1 protein-coding gene and 1 pseudogene are annotated in these 19,932 nt (G+C 70.8%); both read left to right on the top strand.

The features are described 5' to 3' along the window. Positions 1–69: 69 nt before the first annotated feature. Positions 70–1,662: pseudogene (locus ACFWPJ_RS05770) on the top strand (polyribonucleotide nucleotidyltransferase); the annotation flags it as partial. A gap of 608 nt (positions 1,663–2,270) precedes the next feature. After that, a partial coding sequence (locus ACFWPJ_RS05765) for a non-ribosomal peptide synthase/polyketide synthase (protein ID WP_378847641.1) occupies positions 2,271–19,932 on the top strand: 17,662 nt, incomplete at its 3' end.

The following is a 19,932-nucleotide window of genomic DNA, read 5'->3' as shown; positions in this document are numbered from 1 at the left end:
TGTTTTTAAAAACACTCACAATTTATTTGGGGCGGCCCCGCCCCCACCTAAATGCAATCCGCGCTGAGGGCGGCGGGGCCCCCGGCGCCGACCGAGGCCGTCGTGGCCGAGGGCCTCGAGGCCGCCAAGCCGTTCATCGCCCGCCTGTGCCGCGCGCAGTCGGACCTGGCCGCCCTGGCCGCCAAGCCCACCGAGGAGTTCCCGCTCTTCCCGCCGTACGGCGCCGACGTGTTCGAGGCCGTCGAGGGCACCGCCAAGCGTGAGCTGAACGAGGCGCTGTCGATCGCCGACAAGCAGGCCCGCGAGACCAAGATCGACGAGATCAAGGCCGAGGTGCTCGGTCGCCTCGGTGACGACTTCACCGGTCGTGAGAAGGAACTGGGCGCCGCGTTCCGCTCGGTCACCAAGAAGCTGGTGCGTCAGCGCATCCTCACCGACGGTTTCCGCATCGACGGCCGCGGTCTGGCCGACATCCGTCAGCTCTCCGCCGAGGTCGACGTGATCCCGCGCGCCCACGGTTCGGCGATTTTCGAGCGTGGCGAGACCCAGATCATGGGCGTCACCACCCTGGACATGGTGAAGATGGCCCAGCAGGTCGACTCGCTCGGCCCGGAGACCACCAAGCGCTACATGCACCACTACAACTTCCCGCCGTTCTCCACCGGTGAGACCGGCCGCGTCGGTTCGCCGAAGCGCCGCGAGATCGGCCACGGCGCGCTCGCCGAGCGTGCGCTGATGCCGGTGCTGCCCTCGCAGGAGGAGTTCCCCTACGCCATCCGTCAGGTCTCGGAGGCGCTGAGCTCCAACGGCTCCACCTCGATGGGCTCGGTCTGTGCCTCGACCCTGTCGCTGCTCAACGCCGGTGTGCCGCTGAAGGCGCCGGTCGCCGGTATCGCCATGGGCCTGGTGTCGGACACCGTCACCAACGACAAGGGTGAGGACGAGGTCCGCTACGTCGCGCTGACCGACATCCTCGGCGCCGCGGATGCCTTCGGCGACATGGACTTCAAGGTTGCCGGTACCCGTGACTTCGTCACCGCCCTGCAGCTGGACACCAAGCTCGACGGCATCCCCTCGCAGGTGCTGGCCGGCGCGCTGAACCAGGCGCACGACGCCCGCACCACCATCCTGGACGTGATGGCCGAGGCCATCGCCACCCCGGACGAGATGAGCCCGTACGCCCCGCGCGTCACCGCGATCAAGATCCCGGTCGACAAGATCGGTGAGGTCATCGGCCCCAAGGGCAAGATGATCAACCAGATCACCGAGGAGACCGGCGCCAACATCTCCATCGAGGATGACGGCACCGTGTTCGTCGGTGCGACCGACGGCCCGTCGGCGCAGGCCGCGATCGACGCGATCAACGCGATCGCCAACCCGCAGCTGCCGAAGGTCGGCGAGCGCTTCCTGGGCACGGTCGTCAAGACCACCGCCTTCGGCGCGTTCGTCTCGCTGCTGCCGGGCCGTGACGGCCTGGTGCACATCTCCAAGCTGGGCAGCGGCAAGCGCGTCGCCAAGGTCGAGGACGTGGTCAACGTCGGCGACAAGCTGCGCGTGGAGATCGCCGACATCGACAACCGCGGCAAGATCTCGCTGGTCCCCGTCGAGGAGGAGACGGCCGAGGCCGCCGCTCCCGCCGAGGAGACCGCCGCCGCGGAGTAAGCGCGCGGTAGCTTCACCACCTGCCGAAACCCCTCGCCGTGTCGCACGGCGGGGGGTTTCGTCGTGTCCGGGCAGCTGCGGCCACTGGAAAAGTGGCGTGAATCACTGTGATGCAACGGTGATGCAACGTTGTTTCACATAGTGTTGCCCGACACAGTGTGACGCTGTGCCGACAGCTGGCGCGTCGCCTCGGGCGCGATGTGTTGCCCCGCTGTCCGCTCGGCGTATGCGGTCGGATTGCTGGACCGTTCTCAGCGCCGGGAAATCGAGTCTCCGCGTCGAGATTTTGACTGAATCTGGTCCGGTTTATTATCGGACCGCATACGCTTCTCCTCGTCTGCTGGTGCGGGTGTCAGGTGTGTGGTTTGACGATGGAGGTCGGGAGATAACCGAGTCATAGCTGGTTGCATGGCGGCGAACCGGAGCGCGGCGATCGTGTCATAGCCGATCGCACTGAATTCCGGTGTGAGAGGGCGGATTTCGGGCAGGGTGCCCGAGGTTGGCCGCCCGGCGCCGATCCCGTCACCCCGGTGGGTCCGGGGAATTCCCCAGAGTTGTTTCGCGGCCGTGTGGCGTCACCTGCGGTCGGTAGATGGAAGGCAGTCCAGATGACCAACACCACTCCGGCGCGCGCGGGAACAGAACAGCTGGCAGCGCTGGTGGCGACGGTCGCGGCGATGGAGCCGGCACGGATCGCGGTCGAGTTCGGTGGTACCGCGGTGTCCTATGTCGATCTCGATGCCCAGCTCACTCTGATGGCCGAGCTGACCGGTGGCGCACTGGATCCGGAAACGCTGGTGCAGGTCGTGCTCGCCGAGCTGTTCCCCGCTGTGGTCGACGCGGCCGACGGGACGTTCGGTGTGCTGGTGGATTCGCTGGCGCGCGATGCCGTGGCGGCGCTGGGCGTGGAGTTGCCGGCGACGGGTCAGGCGCCGACCCTCGTCGACCGGTTCGCCGAGCAGCTGGCCCGCACGCCCGACGATGTCGCGGTGCAGTTCGGCGCCGAGTCGCTGACCTATGCCGAATTCGACGCCAGGGTGCGGGTGCTGGCCGGGCGTCTGGTCGCGCTCGGTGTCGGCCCCGAAGCGCTGGTCGGGTTGGCGATGCGGCGCAGTGTTGAGCTGATCGTCGCCGTGCACGCGATCGTGCGCGCGGGCGGCGCGTATGTGCCGCTGGATCCGGATCACCCGGTGGATCGGCTGCGTTACGTCCTCGAGGTGGCGGGGCCGGTCGTGGTGGTCACCCGCGCCTGCGACGAGCCGGATCTGAACGGCGCCCCGGTCCTGCGCACCGACGAGATCGACTGGACCGCGACGCCTGCCGAAGTGGTGGGCGGCGCGCAGGCGGGCAACACCGCCTATGTCATCTTCACCTCGGGCTCCACCGGCAGGCCCAAGGGTGTGGCCGTCACGCACGGTGCGATCGTGGCGAACCTGGACTGGCGGCAGCGTTGTTACGCGATGACCGACGCCGACGTGGTGTTACAGAAGACGCCCTACACCTTCGACGTCTCGGTGTGGGAACTGTTCTGGCCCTTGCAGATCGGTGCACGGCTCGTGGTCGCTGAGCCCGGCCGCCACGGTGATCCCGCCTACCTGGCCGCGCTGATCGCCGAGCACCGGGTGAGCGTCACCCACTTCGTGCCGTCGATGCTGGCCGCGTTCGTCGGTGAGCTGGCCGAGGCCACCGCACCGGTGGATCTGTCCTCGCTGCGGATGGTGTTCGCCTCCGGTGAGGCGCTGCCCGCCGCCACCGCCGCGCGCCTGCGCAAGCTGTCGGCGACCGAGCTGCACAACCTGTACGGACCCACCGAGGCGGCGGTCGACGTCACCGCGCACGAGGTGACCGCCGCCGACGAGGTATCGGTGCCGATCGGTGGACCCGCCGACGACACCGGGTTGCTGGTGCTCGACGAGAACCTCGACCAGGTGCCGGCCGGGGTGGTGGGCGAGCTGTATCTCTCGGGTGTGCAGCTGGCACGCGGCTATGTGGCCCGGCCTGGCCTGACCGCCGACCGTTTCGTCGCCAACCCGTACGGCGAGCCCGGTGAACGCATGTACCGCACCGGTGACCTGGTGCGGCAGCTGCCCGGTGGTGACGAGCTGGAATACCTGGGGCGCACCGACTTCCAGGTGAAGCTGCGTGGTCTGCGGATCGAGCTCGGGGAGATCGAGGCCGTGCTGGCCGCCCATCCCCGGGTCGGCAACGCGGCGGTGGTGCTGCACCGGCACGCGGCCGGTGAGGCGCTGGTCGGCTACGTGGTGAGCGTCGACGGTGCGGAACTGGATTCCGCCGAGCTGGCCGCGCACGCGAAGACGTCGATGCCGGAGTACATGGTGCCTTCGCTGCTGGTGCAGCTGCCTGCCATGCCGATCAATGCCAGCGGCAAGCTGGATCGGAAAGCCCTGCCGGAACCCGATTTCCGGGCTGCGGCGGCCGAGTTCCGGGAACCGCGCACCGCCACCGAACGTGCCGTGGCCGCGCTGTTCGGTGAACTGCTCGACGTCGAGACCGTGGGCCTGGACGACGACTTCTTCCGCCTCGGCGGCAATTCGCTCATCGCCACCCGCGCCATCGCCCGGCTACAGGCGAATTTCGGTGTGCGCGTAGATGTCAGGGACTTCTTCGACAGTCCGACTGTCGCGGTGCTCGCCAAGCTGGTCGAAGGTGGTGTCACCGACGATCGGCCCGCCCTGGTCGCCGGTCCGCGGCCCGCTGTGCTGCCGCTCTCGCCCGCGCAGCAGCGGATGTGGTTCCTGAACCGGTTCGATCCGGAGACCGGGGCCTACAACATCCCGATCGCGGTCCGGTTGTCCGGCGCGCTCGATCTCGAGGCTCTGCGCGCCGCGGTCGGCGATCTGATCGCCCGCCACGAGGTGCTGCGCACGGTGTACCCGGAGGTCGACGGGGTCGGCACGCAGTATGTGCTGGCGCCCGCGCGGGCTTTCGAATCGCTCGCCGCCGAGTCGAATTCGGGCGTCCTCGCTGCTGGCGGTGTCGCGCTGGACGCAGCCGACTCGCGAGTGGAGGAGGAAGTCGGCGGCGCGCTGCCCATCGGGATGTCCGCGCTTGCGGGGGTGCTTGTCCCTGTCAGCGTTGGGGCTCACGAACTTCCGGATGTTCTGGCCGGTGTGATCCTGTCCGGCTTCGACGTGACCGCCGCCCCGCCGCTGCGGGCGCGGTTGTACGAGGTCGACGGTGACCACGTCCTGGTGCTGGTGGTGCACCACATCGCTTCGGACGGCTGGTCCGCCGGTCCGCTGGTGCGCGACACCATGGCCGCCTACTACGCGCGCACCGAGGGGAACGCGCCCGAGTGGGCGCCGCTGCCGGTGCAGTACGCCGACTACACGCTGTGGCAGCGGGCCGTGCTCGGCGCGGAGGACGATCCCGATTCCCGGGCCGGGCGCGAGATCGCGTTCTGGCGGGGAGCGCTGGCCGGGCTGCCGGACGAGTCGAGCCTGCCGACCGATCGGCCCCGTCCCGCTGTCGCCTCGATGCGGGGACGCCGGGTCGAGTTCGCCTTGGACGCCGACCTGGTGTCCGGGCTGAATGCTGTCGCGGCCGAACGCGGTGCGACCCTGTTCATGGTGCTGCATGCCGCGCTGTCGGTGCTCGTCGCGCGCCTGTCCGGCAATGCCGACGTGGCGATCGGCAGCCCGGTCGCCGGGCGCGGCGCCGCCGAGCTCGACGATGTCATCGGCATGTTCGTCAACACCGCGGTCCTGCGTACCGAGGTGCGCGGCGGGGAGTCCTTCGCCGACCTGCTCGGCCGGGTCCGCGCCGACGACCTGGCGGCCTTCGATCACACCACCCTGCCCTTCGAGCGTCTGGTCGAGGTGCTCGCACCGCCGCGCTCGGCCGGTCGGCACCCCTTGTTCCAGGTGGCGCTCTCGCTGCTGAACCTGCCGCCGACCACGTTCGAGCTGCCCGGCCTGCGCGCCGCCGCCGTCGAGCTGCCCTACGACATCGAGAAGTTCGATCTCTCGGTGACGCTGCGCGAGTCCGGCACCACCGGTCTGTCCGGCGAATTCTCCTACGCCACAGATCTGTTCGACGAGACCACGGTCGCGCACATGGTGCGCCGATTCACCGGTTTGCTCGCCGCGGTCGTCGCCGCACCGCACACCGCCGTCGCGGATCTGCCGCTGCTGATCGACGCCGAACTCGCCGAGCTGACCAGCCGCAGTGGTGGCCCGTCCATTCCGTCCCCGCTGCTGCCTCAGGTGCTGACCCGTGCGGCGGCCGACTCCGCCGCGATCGCGATCCGCGACGGCGCGCGCACCCTCACCTACGGTGACCTCGACGCCGCGTCCACCCGCCTCGCCGCACACCTGGCCGACCTCGGCATCGGTGCGGGTGACCTTGTCGCCGTGAGCATTCCGCGCTCCGCCGATTCCGTGATCGCCGTCTGGGGCGTCATCAGGTCCGGCGCCGGTTTCCTCCCCGTCGACCCGAACTATCCGGCCGATCGCATCACACACATGCTGTCGGACTCCGGTGCGGCGGTGGGTATCACGGTCGATGCCGTGCGGGCCGACCTGCCTGCCACGGTGGACTGGCTCGCGCTCGACCCCGCCGCGGCCAGTGTCGGCCTGGTGGATCGCGTTCCGGGAACTCCTGTTTCGGAATTCGCCGCGCTCGACAACGAGATGTCTGTCGACGCCGGGGAGCGACTTTTCGCAGGCGATGCGGCGTCGGGCACCGGCGTGGGCGAATCGGTCGCGGGCAACGCGGTGGCGCTCGTCGGTGGAGACTCCCAGGCCGATATGGCCGCGGAAGAGGGGCTTCTGGGAGCGGGTCGCCGTGCTGTGGATCCGCTGGATCCCGCCTATGTCATCTACACCTCCGGCACCACCGGTCTGCCCAAGGGCGTGGTGATTCCGCATGGCGCGGTTGCCGCGTATCTGCCGGTGCAGGCGGGGCGGTACCTGGCGTCGGCGGATGCGCGGGTGCTGCATGTCGCGTCGCCGTCGTTCGATATTTCGGTGGCCGAGCTGCTGCTGACCGTGACCGAGGGCGCGACCATGGTCGTCGCACCGGCCGGTGTGTTCGGTGGGGCGGAGCTGGGTGAGCTGCTGCGGGCCGAGCGGGTGACCCATGTGATCATCACCCCGTCGGCGCTGGCCACGGTGCACCCGGAGGGCCTCGACGACCTGCGCGTGGTGGTCGTCGGTGGTGAGGCGTGCCCGGCGGAGCTGGTGGCGCGGTGGACCGCCGCGATTCCGGGGCTCGTCTTCCGCAACGGTTACGGCCCGACCGAGACGACCATCGTCACCAATATCAGCGAACCCCTCACCGCGACGACGCCGATCACGCTGGGTGCCCCGGTGGAAGGCACCACGGAACTGGTGCTCGACGAGCGGCTGCGTCCCGTCCCGGCGGGTGTGGTCGGTGAGCTGTACATCGCCGGTCCGCAGCTGGCGCGCGGCTACCACCGCAGGCCCGTCCTGACCGCGGGCCGGTTCGTCACCAACCCCTACGGTGCGCCGGGGGAGCGGATGTACCGCACCGGCGACACCGTGCGCTGGGTGCGGTCCGCGGACTTCTGGGATCTGGAATATTTGGGCCGCAACGACTTCCAGGTGAAGGTGCGTGGCTTCCGGATCGAGCTCGGCGAGATCGACGCCGTCCTCGCCCGGCACGCCGCGGTGGACTTCGCCGCGACCATCGGCCACCGCACCGACGCGGGCGCGACCGTGCTGGTGTCGTACGTGGTACCGGTCGACGGCGCGACCATCGACGCCGCGACACTCGTCGCGCACACCGCAGCCCACCTGCCCGCCCACATGGTGCCCGCCGCGATCGTCGCCCTCGACGCCGTCCCGTTGACCCCTGTCGGCAAGCTCGACCGCGCCGCGCTGCCCGCCCCGGTTTTCGAAGCCGCCGCCTACCGCGCACCGGAGACAGCGACCGAGCAGGCCGTGGCCGCCGCTTTCGCCGAGGTCCTCGGCCTGGACCGGGTCGGCCGCGACGACGACTTCTTCGACCTGGGCGGCACCTCGCTGCTGGCGACCCGCCTGATGGCCCGCCTCGGCACCGACCTCGACACCCGCATCCCGGTCCGCCAGCTCTTCGACACCACCACCGTCCTGACCCTCGCCGCGGCCGCGGACCGACTGCGCGGCACCGGCTCCGGACCCGCCCTCGTCGCGGGCACTCGCCCCGACCCGCTGGCACTCTCGCCTGCCCAGCAGCGCATGTGGTTCCTCAACCGCTTCGACCCGGGTTCGGCCACCGACAACATCCCGATGGCCGTGCGCCTCACCGGCGCCCTCGACGTCGCCGCCCTGCAGGCCGCCCTCGTCGACGTGCTGGACCGGCACGAAGTCCTGCGCACCCGCTACCCGGAGCGCGACGGTCACGCGATCGCGGAGATCCTGCCCGCCGTCGGACTCGTCCCCGAGGTCCTCCCGCAGATCGTCACCGCGGAGGCACTGCCGGACGCGGTCCGCACCTTCGCCGCCACCGGCTTCGATCTCACCCTCGACGCCCCGATCCGGGCGAGGCTGCTCCGAGTCACCGATGCGGCGGAGAAGCATTCGTCTGCGCCGACCTCGGCTACCCCCGCCGGTTTCGAGCCCGAGTATGTGCTCGTGATCGTGTTGCATCACATTGCCGCTGACGGGTTCTCGTTCGGCCCGCTCATCCGGGACGTGCTCACCGCCTACGGTGCGCGGGCAACGGGGGAGGCGCCGCAGTGGGCGCCGATGAGTGTGCAGTATGCCGACTACGCGGTGTGGCAGCACACGGTGCTCGGTGATGCCGCTGATCCGGAATCCGTGGCGGCGAAGCAACTGTCGTTCTGGGCGGATGCGCTGGCCGGTGCGCCGGAGCAGCTGGAATTGCCGACGGATCGGACCAGACCCGCGGTCGCTTCGCGGCGTGGTGCGCTGCACGCGATCGACATCGATGCCGAAACCCACAGTGCGCTGGCGGAATTCGCTCGCGCGCAGGGTGTCACGGTGTTCATGGCGGCGCATGCCGTGTTCGCCGTGCTGCTGGCGCGACTGTCGGCGACCACCGATATCGCGATCGGCACGCCGGTGTCGGGGCGTGGTGACCGCGCGCTCGACGATCTGGTCGGCATGTTCGTCAATACCCTCGTGCTGCGCACCGAGGTGGCGCCCGCCGACACATTCACCGAGCTGCTGGCCCGGGTGCGTGAGACCGATCTCGCCGCGTTCGGCCATGCCGACGTGCCGTTCGAGCGGCTCGTCGAGGTGCTGGACCCGGTCCGCTCCACCGCCCGCAATCCGCTGTTCCAGGTGATGCTGTCGCTCAACGAGGACACCCCGCGCACCCTCGCCCTGCCCGGTCTCGCGGTCGCCGGATTCGACCTGCCCACCGGCGTGGCCAAGTTCGACCTCGAACTCACCCTCACCGAGCACCGCGACGACAACGGTGCTCCCGCGGGCCTGACCGGCGCGTTCCTCTACGCCACCGATCTGTTCGACGCCACCACCGTCGCCGGTTTCGCCACTCGCCTGCACCGCCTGCTCGACGGCGTCCTCGCCGACCCGGCGCGCCCGGTCGGCGACATCGACCTGCTCGACCCGGCCGAATCCACCGAGATCCTGACCACCCGGAACGCCACGGACCTGGCCCTCGACTCCGCGGCCACCCTCGCGTCCCTGTTCACCGACCAGGTCGCCGAGACTCCGGATGCCATCGCGGTGGTTGTCGACGTCGACCCGGCGGAGGATCTGGTCTCGGGAGACCGGCATGTCGCGGGTGAGCGGCGGCCGGACGGACGCGGATTCGTGTCCGCGAGTCACGATGTCGCGTCGCTGACGTATGCGGAGTTCGGGAGTCGTGTCGCCAGGCTGGCGCGGCACCTCATCGGTCTCGGCGCCGGACCGGGATCAGTGGTGGCAGTTGCCATGCGGCGGGGTGTCGACCAGCTGGTCGCGGTGCATGCCGTGCTCGCGGCCGGTGCCGCGTATGTGCCGGTCGATCCGGATCATCCGGCCGACCGGACCGCGTACGTGCTGGCACAGACGGCACCGGTGTGCGTGCTGGTTGCCACCGGTCATGGTGTGGCCGTGGGGGAGTCGGCCGTCGAGATCGATGCGCTCGACCTGTCCGAGCTGCCGGATCAGCCGATCAGCGACGACGAGCGGCTCGCCCCACTGCGTCCGGATCACCTCGCCTATGTGCTGTTCACCTCCGGCTCGACCGGCAGGCCCAAGGGTGTGGCGGTGCCGCATCGCGCCGCGGTGAACCAGCTGCTGTGGCTGCACAGCGAATACGCGCTGACCGGCGACGATGTCGTCCTTCAGAAGACCCCGTTCACCTTCGACGCGTCGGTGTGGGAACTGTTGTGGCCGTTGCAGACCGGTGCGCGACTCGTCCTCGCCACCGCCGATGGCCACCGCGAACCGGCCTACCTCGCCGCCGCCACGGCGCGGCACGCGGTGAGCGTCGTCCAGTACGTGCCGTCGGTGCTGGCCGCCGTGGTGGCCGAACCGGTGCAGGCGGATTCTCTGCGACTGGTCTTCGCCGGCGGTGAAGCACTGACCACCGAGCTGGCGCAACGGGTGCGCACGGCCACCGGTGCGAGGGTGGTGAACCTGTACGGCCCCACCGAAACCGCCATCCAGGTCACCACCCACGAGGTCGGCGCCGAGCAGACAGCCGCCGCACCGATCGGCACGCCCGTCGCCAATACCCGGGTGTACGTGCTGGATTCGCGCCTGCGCCCCGTCCCCGCCGACGTCCCCGGCGAGCTCTATGTCGCGGGCACCCAGCTGGCCGACGGCTACTACAGCCGCGCCGACCTCACCGCCGAACGCTTCGTCGCCGACCCGTTCGGCACCGGCGAGCGCCTCTACCGCACCGGCGACCTCGTCGCCTGGCGTACGGGCCCCGACGGTGCCGTCCTGCACTACGTGGGCCGCACCGACTTCCAGGTGAAGCTGCGCGGCCTCCGGATCGAGCCCGCCGAGATCGAGGCAGCTCTCGCTTCCGTCCCCGGCGTCGACCGCGTCGCGGTCCTCGTCCGCTCCGACGACGACCGCCCGGACCAACTGGTCGCCTACGTCGTCCCCGCCGCTGCCTCCGGCGGCACTACTGCCTCCACCGGCACTGGCACCGGCGGTGTCACCGACGATGATCCCGCCGGTCTGGCTGCTCCGGGTGGAAGAGCGGCCACCGGTTCAACTGCTCTCGCCGACGGTCCTGCCGGCGTGCCCGAGGCGGCCGCACGTGTTGTGCAGGCAATGCTGTCGCCCGCCGCCCTCGATGCCGCGGTCGCGGCGGTGCTGCCGTCGTACATGGTGCCCGGGGCCTATGTCTTCCTCGACGCGCTGCCGACCAACAGTTCCGGCAAGCTCGATCGCCGGGCATTGCCCGCGCCGGAACTGCCGGAGCGGGTCTACCGCGAACCGGTCACCGCCACCGAGCGGATCGTCGCCGCGACCTTCGCCGGAGTGCTCGGGCTCGATCGGGCCGGTGCCGACGACGACTTCTTCGCCCTCGGCGGCAACTCGCTGCTCGCTACCCAGGTGGCCGCGCGGCTCGGGGCGGCGCTGGATGCGCGGGTGCCGGTGCGGGAACTGTTCGAGGCGAGCACCGTCGAGGGGCTCGCGGTGCGGTTGGACGCGCTGCGTGGCACCGGCAGCAGGCGGGGGCCGGTGGCGGGGCAACGGCCGCAGCGGATTCCGTTGTCGCCCGCGCAGCAGCGGATGTGGTTCCTGCACCGGTTCGATCCGGAGTCGGCCGCCTATCACATCCCGGTCGCGATCCGGCTCAGTGGCGAGCTCGACACCGCCGCGCTGCGTGGTGCGCTGGGGGACTTGATCGCCCGGCACGAGACGCTGCGCACCACCTATCCCGAATTCGACGGGCAGGCAACGCAACTCGTCGGCGCACCGTTCGTGCCCGACCTCACCGTCACCGACACAGCTCCCGACGAGGTCCCCGCCGCGGTGGTCGCGGTCCTCGACGGCGGCTTCGACATCACGACCGAGGTGCCGGTGCGCGCCGCACTGCTGCGGGTCGCGCCGACCGAGCACGTGCTGGTGCTGGTCGTGCACCACATCGCCGCCGACGGCTGGTCGATGGGCCCGCTGACTCGCGACCTCGTCGCCGCCTATGCCGCCCGCGCGGCGGGCACCGAGCCGCAGCTGCCTGCCCTGGCCGTGCACTACGCCGACTACGCGCTGTGGCAGACCGAGGGGCTCGGCAGTGCCGACGATCCCGACGCGCCGCTGGCACACCAGCTCTCCTACTGGACGGACCGACTCGCCGGTCTCCCCGACGTCCTCACGCTGCCCGCCGACCGCCGCAGGCCGCTGGTCGCCTCGAACCGGGGCGCCACCTTCGCCGCGACCCTCGACGCCGACCTGCACCGGCGGATCGAGGAGCTGGCTCGGGCGCAGCGCGCCACGCCGTTCATGGTGTTGCACGCCGGTCTCGCGGTGCTGCTGGCGCGGTTGTCCGCGGGCACCGACATCATTGTCGGCACGCCGGTCGCGGGTCGCGGGCACCGTGAACTCGATGACATCGTCGGCATGTTCGTCAACACCCTGGTGTTGCGTGCGAACGTGCCGTCGGACGCACGGTTCAGCGAGTTGCTCGACGAGATCCGCGCGGGTGACCTCGATGCCTTCGACCATGCCGACGTGCCGTTCGAAAGCCTCGTCGACGCGCTCAACCCGGCGCGCTCACAAGGCTATTCGCCGCTGTACCAGGTGTCCCTGGCCCTGCAGAACCAGCGCACCACCGCGTTCGAACTGCCCGGCTTCACCCTGTCGGGGCTGACTCTGCCGGACGCGCCGATCGAGGTGGATCTGGACTTCACCTTCGTCGACCACTACGCCGCCGACGGCACCGCAGACGGTCTCGACCTCGAACTGCGCTACGCCACCGACCTTTTCGACGCGGACACCATCGCGACCCTGTTCGGGATGCTCGAGCGGGTGTTGCGCGCCGCGGTCACCGCCCCCGGCACCGCCGTCGGTGACCTCCCCCTGCTCGACGACAACGCGCGCGCGGTGCTGCTGGCAGGCCCGCACGGTGACATCGAACCGCTCGGCGCGGCCCTCGCCGAACTCGGCATCCGCGCCCCGCTGGCCGCGCACCTGCTCGACGCGGCGGCCACCCGTGATCCACACGCCGTCGCCGCGGTCTTCGAAGGTGACGAGATCACCTATGGCGCCCTCGCCGCCCGCGCGAATCGCTTCGCGCGCAGGCTGATCGACTGCGGCGTCGGCCCGGAGACCCCGGTGGCCGTCGCCGTGCCGCGTGGCATCGAGCTGCTGGTCGTGTTGCACGGTGTGCTCGCCGCCGGTGGCGTGTACGTGCCGATCGACCCGGCCCAGCCCGCCGACCGCATCGGGCATGTGCTCGAGACCGCGGCGCCGCGACTGGTGGTCGCCGCGTCGGCAGGTGATCTCGACCATGTGGACCGCAGCATCCGATCCGCCACGGCTTCAGTGCATTTCGCGGCCGCCTCACGGTCCGGTTTCCCGGTGCTGACCGTCGCGCAGCTCGAGGACCCGGCTCAGCCGCCCGTCGCGAGCGGCCCGGTCACCGACGCCGAACGCCTCGCACCGCTGCACCCTGCCCACCCGGCCTATGTGCTGTTCACCTCCGGCTCGACCGGTCTGCCCAAGGGTGTGCTGGTCTCGCACCGGGCCGTGGTCAACGAACTGTGCTGGCTGCGTGGCGAATACGACCTGACCTCGGAAGACCGGCTGCTGCAGCGCGCGCCGCTGACCTTCGACGTCTCGCTGTGGGAGCTGCTGTGCCCGGCGCTGCTCGGCGCCACCCTGGTCCTGCTGCGGCCCGGCGGCCACCTCGACCTGGCCTACCAGGCGCGCGTGGTGCGCGAACAGCGCGTCACCGTCGCCGAATTCGTGCCGTCGGTGCTGGCCGCCATGCTCGCCGAAGGGCTCGCCGACGACCTGCGCGGGCTGCGGATGCTGCACCTGGGCGGTGAGGAACTGCCCGCCGCGCTGGCGGCGACCGTGCTCGACACCGTCCCCGCCGAACTGCACAACACCTACGGGCCGACCGAGGTGACGATCACCAGTACCTTCCAGCACATCACCGCGCCGGTCGAGCAGACCGAGCTGCCGATCGGCAGGCCGACCTGGAACGTGCGCGCCTACGTCCTCGACGAACGGCTGCACCCGGTACCCACCGGGGTCGCGGGTGAACTGTATCTGGCGGGCGACCAGCTCGCCCGCGGTTACCTCGGCAGGCCGGACCTGACCGCCGACCGCTTCGTCGCCGATCCGTTCGCCGCTGAATTCGACGGATTCCCTGCCGCCGACCCGTTCGCGGCGGAGATCGATGGTGCGACGGGCGGACGCCCCGACCCGGTCGCGACGGAGATCGATGGTGCGACGGGCGCACGCACCGCCGCCGACCCGTTCGCGGCGGAAATCGATGGTGCGACGGGCGCACGCTCCGCTGCGGGGGCCGCGGTCGGTGCGCGCATGTACCGCACCGGCGACCTGGTGCGTCGCGACCGCTCCGGCGCGCTGGTGTACCTGGGCCGCAACGACTTCCAGGTCAAGATCCGTGGTCTGCGGATCGAGCTGGGTGAGATCGAGGCCGCCCTCGGCGACGCGCCCGGCGTCACCCACGCGACCGTGGTACCCGCGACCGACGACGCAGGCCGCCAGTGCCTGGTCGCCTACGTCGCCGGTGACGTCGATGCCGCCGTGGTGCGCGCGCACGTCGCGGGCCGGGTGCCCGCGTACATGGTGCCCGCCCACCTGGTGGTGCTCGACACCGTCCCGCTCAACTCCGCGGGCAAGCTGGACCGCTCGGCGCTACCGGCGGCCGACCTGTCCGTCACCACCGCCTACGTGGCGCCGCGCCAGGGCGCGCAGACCGCGCTCGCCGCCGTGGTGAGCGAGCTGCTCGGACTGGCTCGGGTCGGCGCCGACGACGACTTTTTCGCCGTCGGCGGCAACTCCCTGCTCGCCATGCGGCTCGTCGCCCGCGCCAACGCGGCACTGGGCAGCGCGCTCGACGTGCGCGACGTCTTCGACGCCCCGACCGTCGCCGGCCTCGCCGAACGCGCCGCCACCCGCACCGAACACCTGCCGCCACTGACCGTCGCCGACCCGCGCCCGGACCGTATTCCGTTGTCGCTGGCCCAGACCCGCCTGTGGTTGCTGAACCGCATCGACCCCGACTCGGCCGTCTACACCCTGCCGATCGCCCTGCGCCTGTCCGGCGAGCTGGACACCGACGCGCTGTGGGCTGCGCTGGGCGATGTGCTCGAGCGGCATGAGTCGCTGCGCACGGTCTTCCCGGAAGACGCCGAGGGACCGACCCAGGTCGTCCTCCCGGTCGAACAGGTACTGCCGGTCGCCGTTGTCCGCGAAGTCGCCGAGGCAGACCTGGCCGACGCGGTCCGCGAGATCGTCGGGGCAGGTTATGACCTGACGACCCAGCCACCAGTGCGCGCCGCGCTACTCCGGCGAACGAACACTGATGGACAGCCGACCGGCGGCCACGCCGCTGCCGTGCGGAACGGTGTTGCCCTCGATGGTGCTGTAGCAGAAGGCGCCCCGCGCCATAGCGCCGTGCCCAACGGCGCCGTTCGCAACGTTGCGGTGGCCGAGGACGTCGTGCCCGCCGATGTGGTGGCCGATGGTGTCGTGCCGGATCGCGCAGTGGCCGATCGTGTCGTGGCCGGACTGAGCAGCGGTGCTGTGCCCAGCGGTGTCATTCGCGACGATGTGGTGGCTGACGGTGTGGTGCGGGGCGGTGTTGCGGCCGATGGTTCCCTGCGCAGCGGTCCGGCGGCTGACGGCGGAGTGGGTGTAGTGCCTGGCGGCATGGTGCACAACGGTGCGGATGCTGATGGTGCGGTGGCCGGAAGCGTTGCGATGCGTGACGTGCGCGGCGACGGGTTGGCGTCCGGCGAGGCGGTGCGGGACGTCGAGCATGTGCTGGTGCTCGCGGTGCATCACATCGCCGCCGATGGTGTGTCGACGACGCCGTTGGCCCGGGATCTCATCACCGCGTATGCCGCTCGGAGTGCGGGCAGTGCGCCGGTGTGGGAGCCGTTGCCGGTGCAGTATCCCGACTTCACGCTGTGGCAGCATGCGGTGCTCGGTGATGCCGGGGATCCGTCGTCGCGGCTGGCGCGGCAGCTGGCGCATTGGCGGGACGAATTGGCTGGTCTCGCACCGGCTCTGGAGCTGGCTACTGATCGGCCGCGGCCTGCTGTGCGTACGGGTGTGGGCGGGTCCGTCGGGTTCGATGTGCCTGCCGGTGTGGTGGCCGGGATCGAGGAGCTGGCGCGTCGCCACGGTGTGTCGACGTTCATGGTGGTGCACGCGGCGTTCGCGGTGCTGCTGGCGCGGCAGGGGGCGGGTGCCGACATCGTGGTGGGTACGCCGGTCGCCGGTCGGGCCGATGCCGCGCTGGACGATCTCGTCGGCATGTTCGTCAACACGCTGGTGCTGCGGACCACGGTCGACGGTGGGGTCGGGTTCGCCGATCTGCTCGCGCAGGTGCGGGCCGCCGATCTGCGGGCCTTCGCGCATGCCGATCTGCCGTTCGAGCGGCTGGTCGACGAACTGAATCCGGTGCGTTCGACCGCGTATTCGCCGATCGTGCAGGTGATGCTGGCGTTCGAGCACCGCGACGACACCAGCATCGAGCTGCCCGGTCTGCGGATCGGCGAGTTCGCCCTGCCCGCGGCGACGACCCAGTTCGATCTGTCGCTGGCGATCAACGAGATCACCGGCGCGGCAGGCGAACCCGGTCTGCGTGGCTGGCTGCGTTACGCCACCGATCTGTTCGATGCCGATACGGTCACCTCGTTCGGCGAGCGCTTCGTGCGAATCCTCGCGGCGGTCGTCGCCGACGACACCACGCCCGTCGGCGAGATCGATCTGCTCGATGCCGCCGAGACCGCCCAGCTGGCGGTGTGGAACAACACCGCGGCGCCGCTGGACACCGATGCGACGCTCGTCTCGATGTTCGCCGCGCAGGCCCGCCGGACGCCGGACACCGTCGCTCTCGAGTTCGAGGATGAGCGGATCACCTACGGCGAGTTCGCTGTTCGGGTCGCCCGGCTGGCGCGGATGCTGATCGCCGAAGGGGTCGGCCCCGGTGCCATCGTCGGTGTCGGACTGCCCCGCGGCATCGACCTGCTGGTCGCCATCTATGCGGTGCAGGCCGCGGGTGCGGCCTATCTGCCGCTGGACCCCGACCATCCGGCCGACCGGATCGCCGACGTCCTCGCGACCGCCGAGCCGGTGTGCGTGCTGGCCGCGGACGATTTCCCGGCCATCGATACCCGCACTGTCGATCCCGCCGATCGCGACCTCTCCGAGTTCGCCGCCGATCCGGTCACCGACGCCGACCGGATCCGGCCGCTGCGTGCCGCCGACCTGGCCTACGTCCTGTTCACCTCGGGCTCGACGGGCAAGCCGAAGGGCGTCGCGGTCAGCCACACCGCGATCATCAATCGTCTGGTCTGGATGCAGGACGCGTACCGGCTCGACGCCGCCGACACGGTGCTGCAGAAGACGCCCATCACCTTCGACGTGTCGGTGTGGGAGCTGTTCTGGCCCTTGCAGATCGGCGCCACCCTGGTGATCGCCCGTCCCGACGGGCACCGCGACCCCGCCTATCTGGCCGAGGTGATCACCCGCACCGGCGTCGGTGTCGCGCACTTCGTGCCGTCGATGCTGGCCGCGTTCCTCGCCGAACCCCGTGCCGCCGGCTGCGTGTCGCTGCGGCAGGTGTTCGCCTCCGGTGAGGCGCTGCCCGCCGCCGACGCGCAACGGTTGCGCGCGCTGGTGCCCGGGGTAGCCGTACACAACCTGTACGGACCGACCGAGGCCGCGGTCGACGTCACCTTCCACGAGGTCACCGATGCCGACACCGTCACCGTGCCGATCGGCGCGCCGGTCGCCAACACCGCGCTGCACGTACTCGACGCCCGCCTGCGGCCCGTGCCGATCGGCACACCCGGCGAGCTCTACCTCGCCGGTGTCCAGCTGGCCCGCGGCTACCTGGCCCGCCCCGACCTGTCCGCGGACCGCTTCGTCGCCAACCCGTACGGCACACCCGGCACCCGCATGTACCGCACCGGCGACCTCGTCGTGCGCACCCGCACCGGCGAACTGGAATACTTGGGCCGCACCGACTTCCAGGTGAAACTGCGAGGCCTGCGCATCGAACTCGGGGAGATCGAAGCGGTCCTCGCCGGCCTCGACACCATCGATCGAGCCGTCGTCACCGTCCGCGACGACGGCACCGGCGACTACCTCACCGCCTACCTCGTCCCCGCGAGCGCAGACGGCACAGCCGGTCGCGTGATCGACCTCGCTGCGGTGAAAGTCGCGCTGCAGCAGGCACTTCCGGCGTACATGGTGCCGAGTGCCTTCGTGGTCCTCGATGCGCTGCCGGTGAACGCCTCCGGCAAGCTCGATCGGCGCGCGCTGCCTGCTCCTGAGCTGGCTGTTCGCGAATTCCGTGCTCCGGCAACTCCGTCGGAGCAGCTGGTGGCCGGTGTGGTCGCCGAGGTGCTCGGACTCGAGCTTGTCGGCGCGGACGATGACTTCTTCGATCTCGGCGGAAACTCGCTCATCGCGACCCGCGTTGCCGCCCGGCTCGGCGCCGTGCTGGATCGGCAGGTGCCGGTGGCGCGGATCTTCGAGGCGCCCGTGGTGGCTGCGCTGGCTGCCGCGCTCGACAGTGCCGAGGGCGTCGCCCGGCTGGCGCTGGTCGCGGGGGAGCGGCCCGCGGCCGTCCCGCTCTCGCCCGCGCAGCAGCGGATGTGGTTCCTCAACCGGTTCGATCCCGACTCGGCCGGATACAACGTGCCGATCGCGGTGCGGCTGAGTGGTGCGCTCGATATCGATGCCCTTGCCGCGGCTGTCGGCGATCTCGTCGAGCGTCACGAAGTGCTGCGGACGTATTACCCGGAGACGGCCGACGGCCCGGTGCAGCAGATCCTGTCCGCTGCCGAAGCCGGTGTCGCCCTTCAGGTTCGTGAGACCGCGGCCGAGCAGGTCGTGGAGGCCGTGACCGCGTTGGCCGCCACCACGTTCGACGTCACCGCCGGGGTGCCGTGGCGGGTCGTGCTCTACCGGATCGCCGACGACGAGGCCGTCCTGGCCATGGTCGTGCACCACATCAGCGCCGACGGTTCGTCCGTGCCGCCGCTGGTTCGCGACTTGATGACCGCCTACCTGGCTCGCCGCGACGGCACAGCGCCGCAGTGGACGCCGCTGCCGGTGCAGTACGCCGACTACGCGCTGTGGCAGCGGGCCGTGCTCGGCGACGAAGCCGACCCCATCTCGGTGGCAGCCCGCCAGCTCGACTTCTGGCGTAGCGAACTCGCCGACCTTCCGGACGAGCTCGCCCTGCCGCTGGACCGGCCGCGCCCGGCCGTGCGCACCCTCGCGGGTGGCACGGTGCCGGTCACCCTCGATGCCGCCATCCATGCCCGGCTGAGCGAGCTGGCAAGGGAGTCCGGCGCCACGCTGTTCATGGTCGTGCACACCGCGTTCGCGGCACTGCTCGGACGGCTCTCGGGCAGCGCCGACATCACCGTCGGCACCCCGGTCGCCGGGCGCGGTGAGGCGGCGCTGGAAGACCTGATCGGCATGTTCGTCAACACGCTGGTGTTCCGTACCCGGCTGGTCGCGGGGGAGACGTTCGCGCAGTTGCTGGCCCGTCAGCGCGCCACCGACCTCGCGGTCTACGCCAATGCCGACGTGCCGTTCGAGCGGCTCGTGGAGGTGCTCGACCCGGCCCGCTCCACCGCCCGGCACCCGCTGTTCCAGGTCGGGTTCTCCTTCCAGAACTTCGAGCGTGCCGAACTGGCGCTGCCCGGGATCACCGTGTCCGGCCTGGACACCGACAACGAGCTGTCCCAGTTCGACCTGCACCTGATCGTCAGCGACGAATACGCCGACGGTGCCGCCGCGGGTGTCACGGGCGTCCTCACCTACGCCCACGACGTGTTCGACACCGAGACAGCGGTGGCGATCGCGGGCCGGCTGGAACGACTGCTCACCGCCATCGCGGCCGCGCCGCACACGCCGCTGGACACCGTGGACGTGCTCGAGCCTGCCGAGCGGACCCGCATCCTCACCGAGTGGAACGCCACCACACACGAGATCGACCGCACCGCAACGCTGCTCACCCCGTTCCGCGCGCCGGGGCGCGCGGACCCCGCGGCGCCGGGGCGCGTGGTAGTGGGGCCCCAGCAGTCCAACGCCGAGCGCGCCGCCCCCAAAACCCCCCGCGCCCCGGACCCGGGTGACGCCCGCGGCGGGC

Source organism: Nocardia sp. NPDC058497 (assembly GCF_042720195.1).
Lineage (GTDB): Bacteria > Actinomycetota > Actinomycetes > Mycobacteriales > Mycobacteriaceae > Nocardia.
Note: the sequence above shows the minus strand (reverse complement) of the source record. Positions and strands in the feature narration are given on the sequence as shown.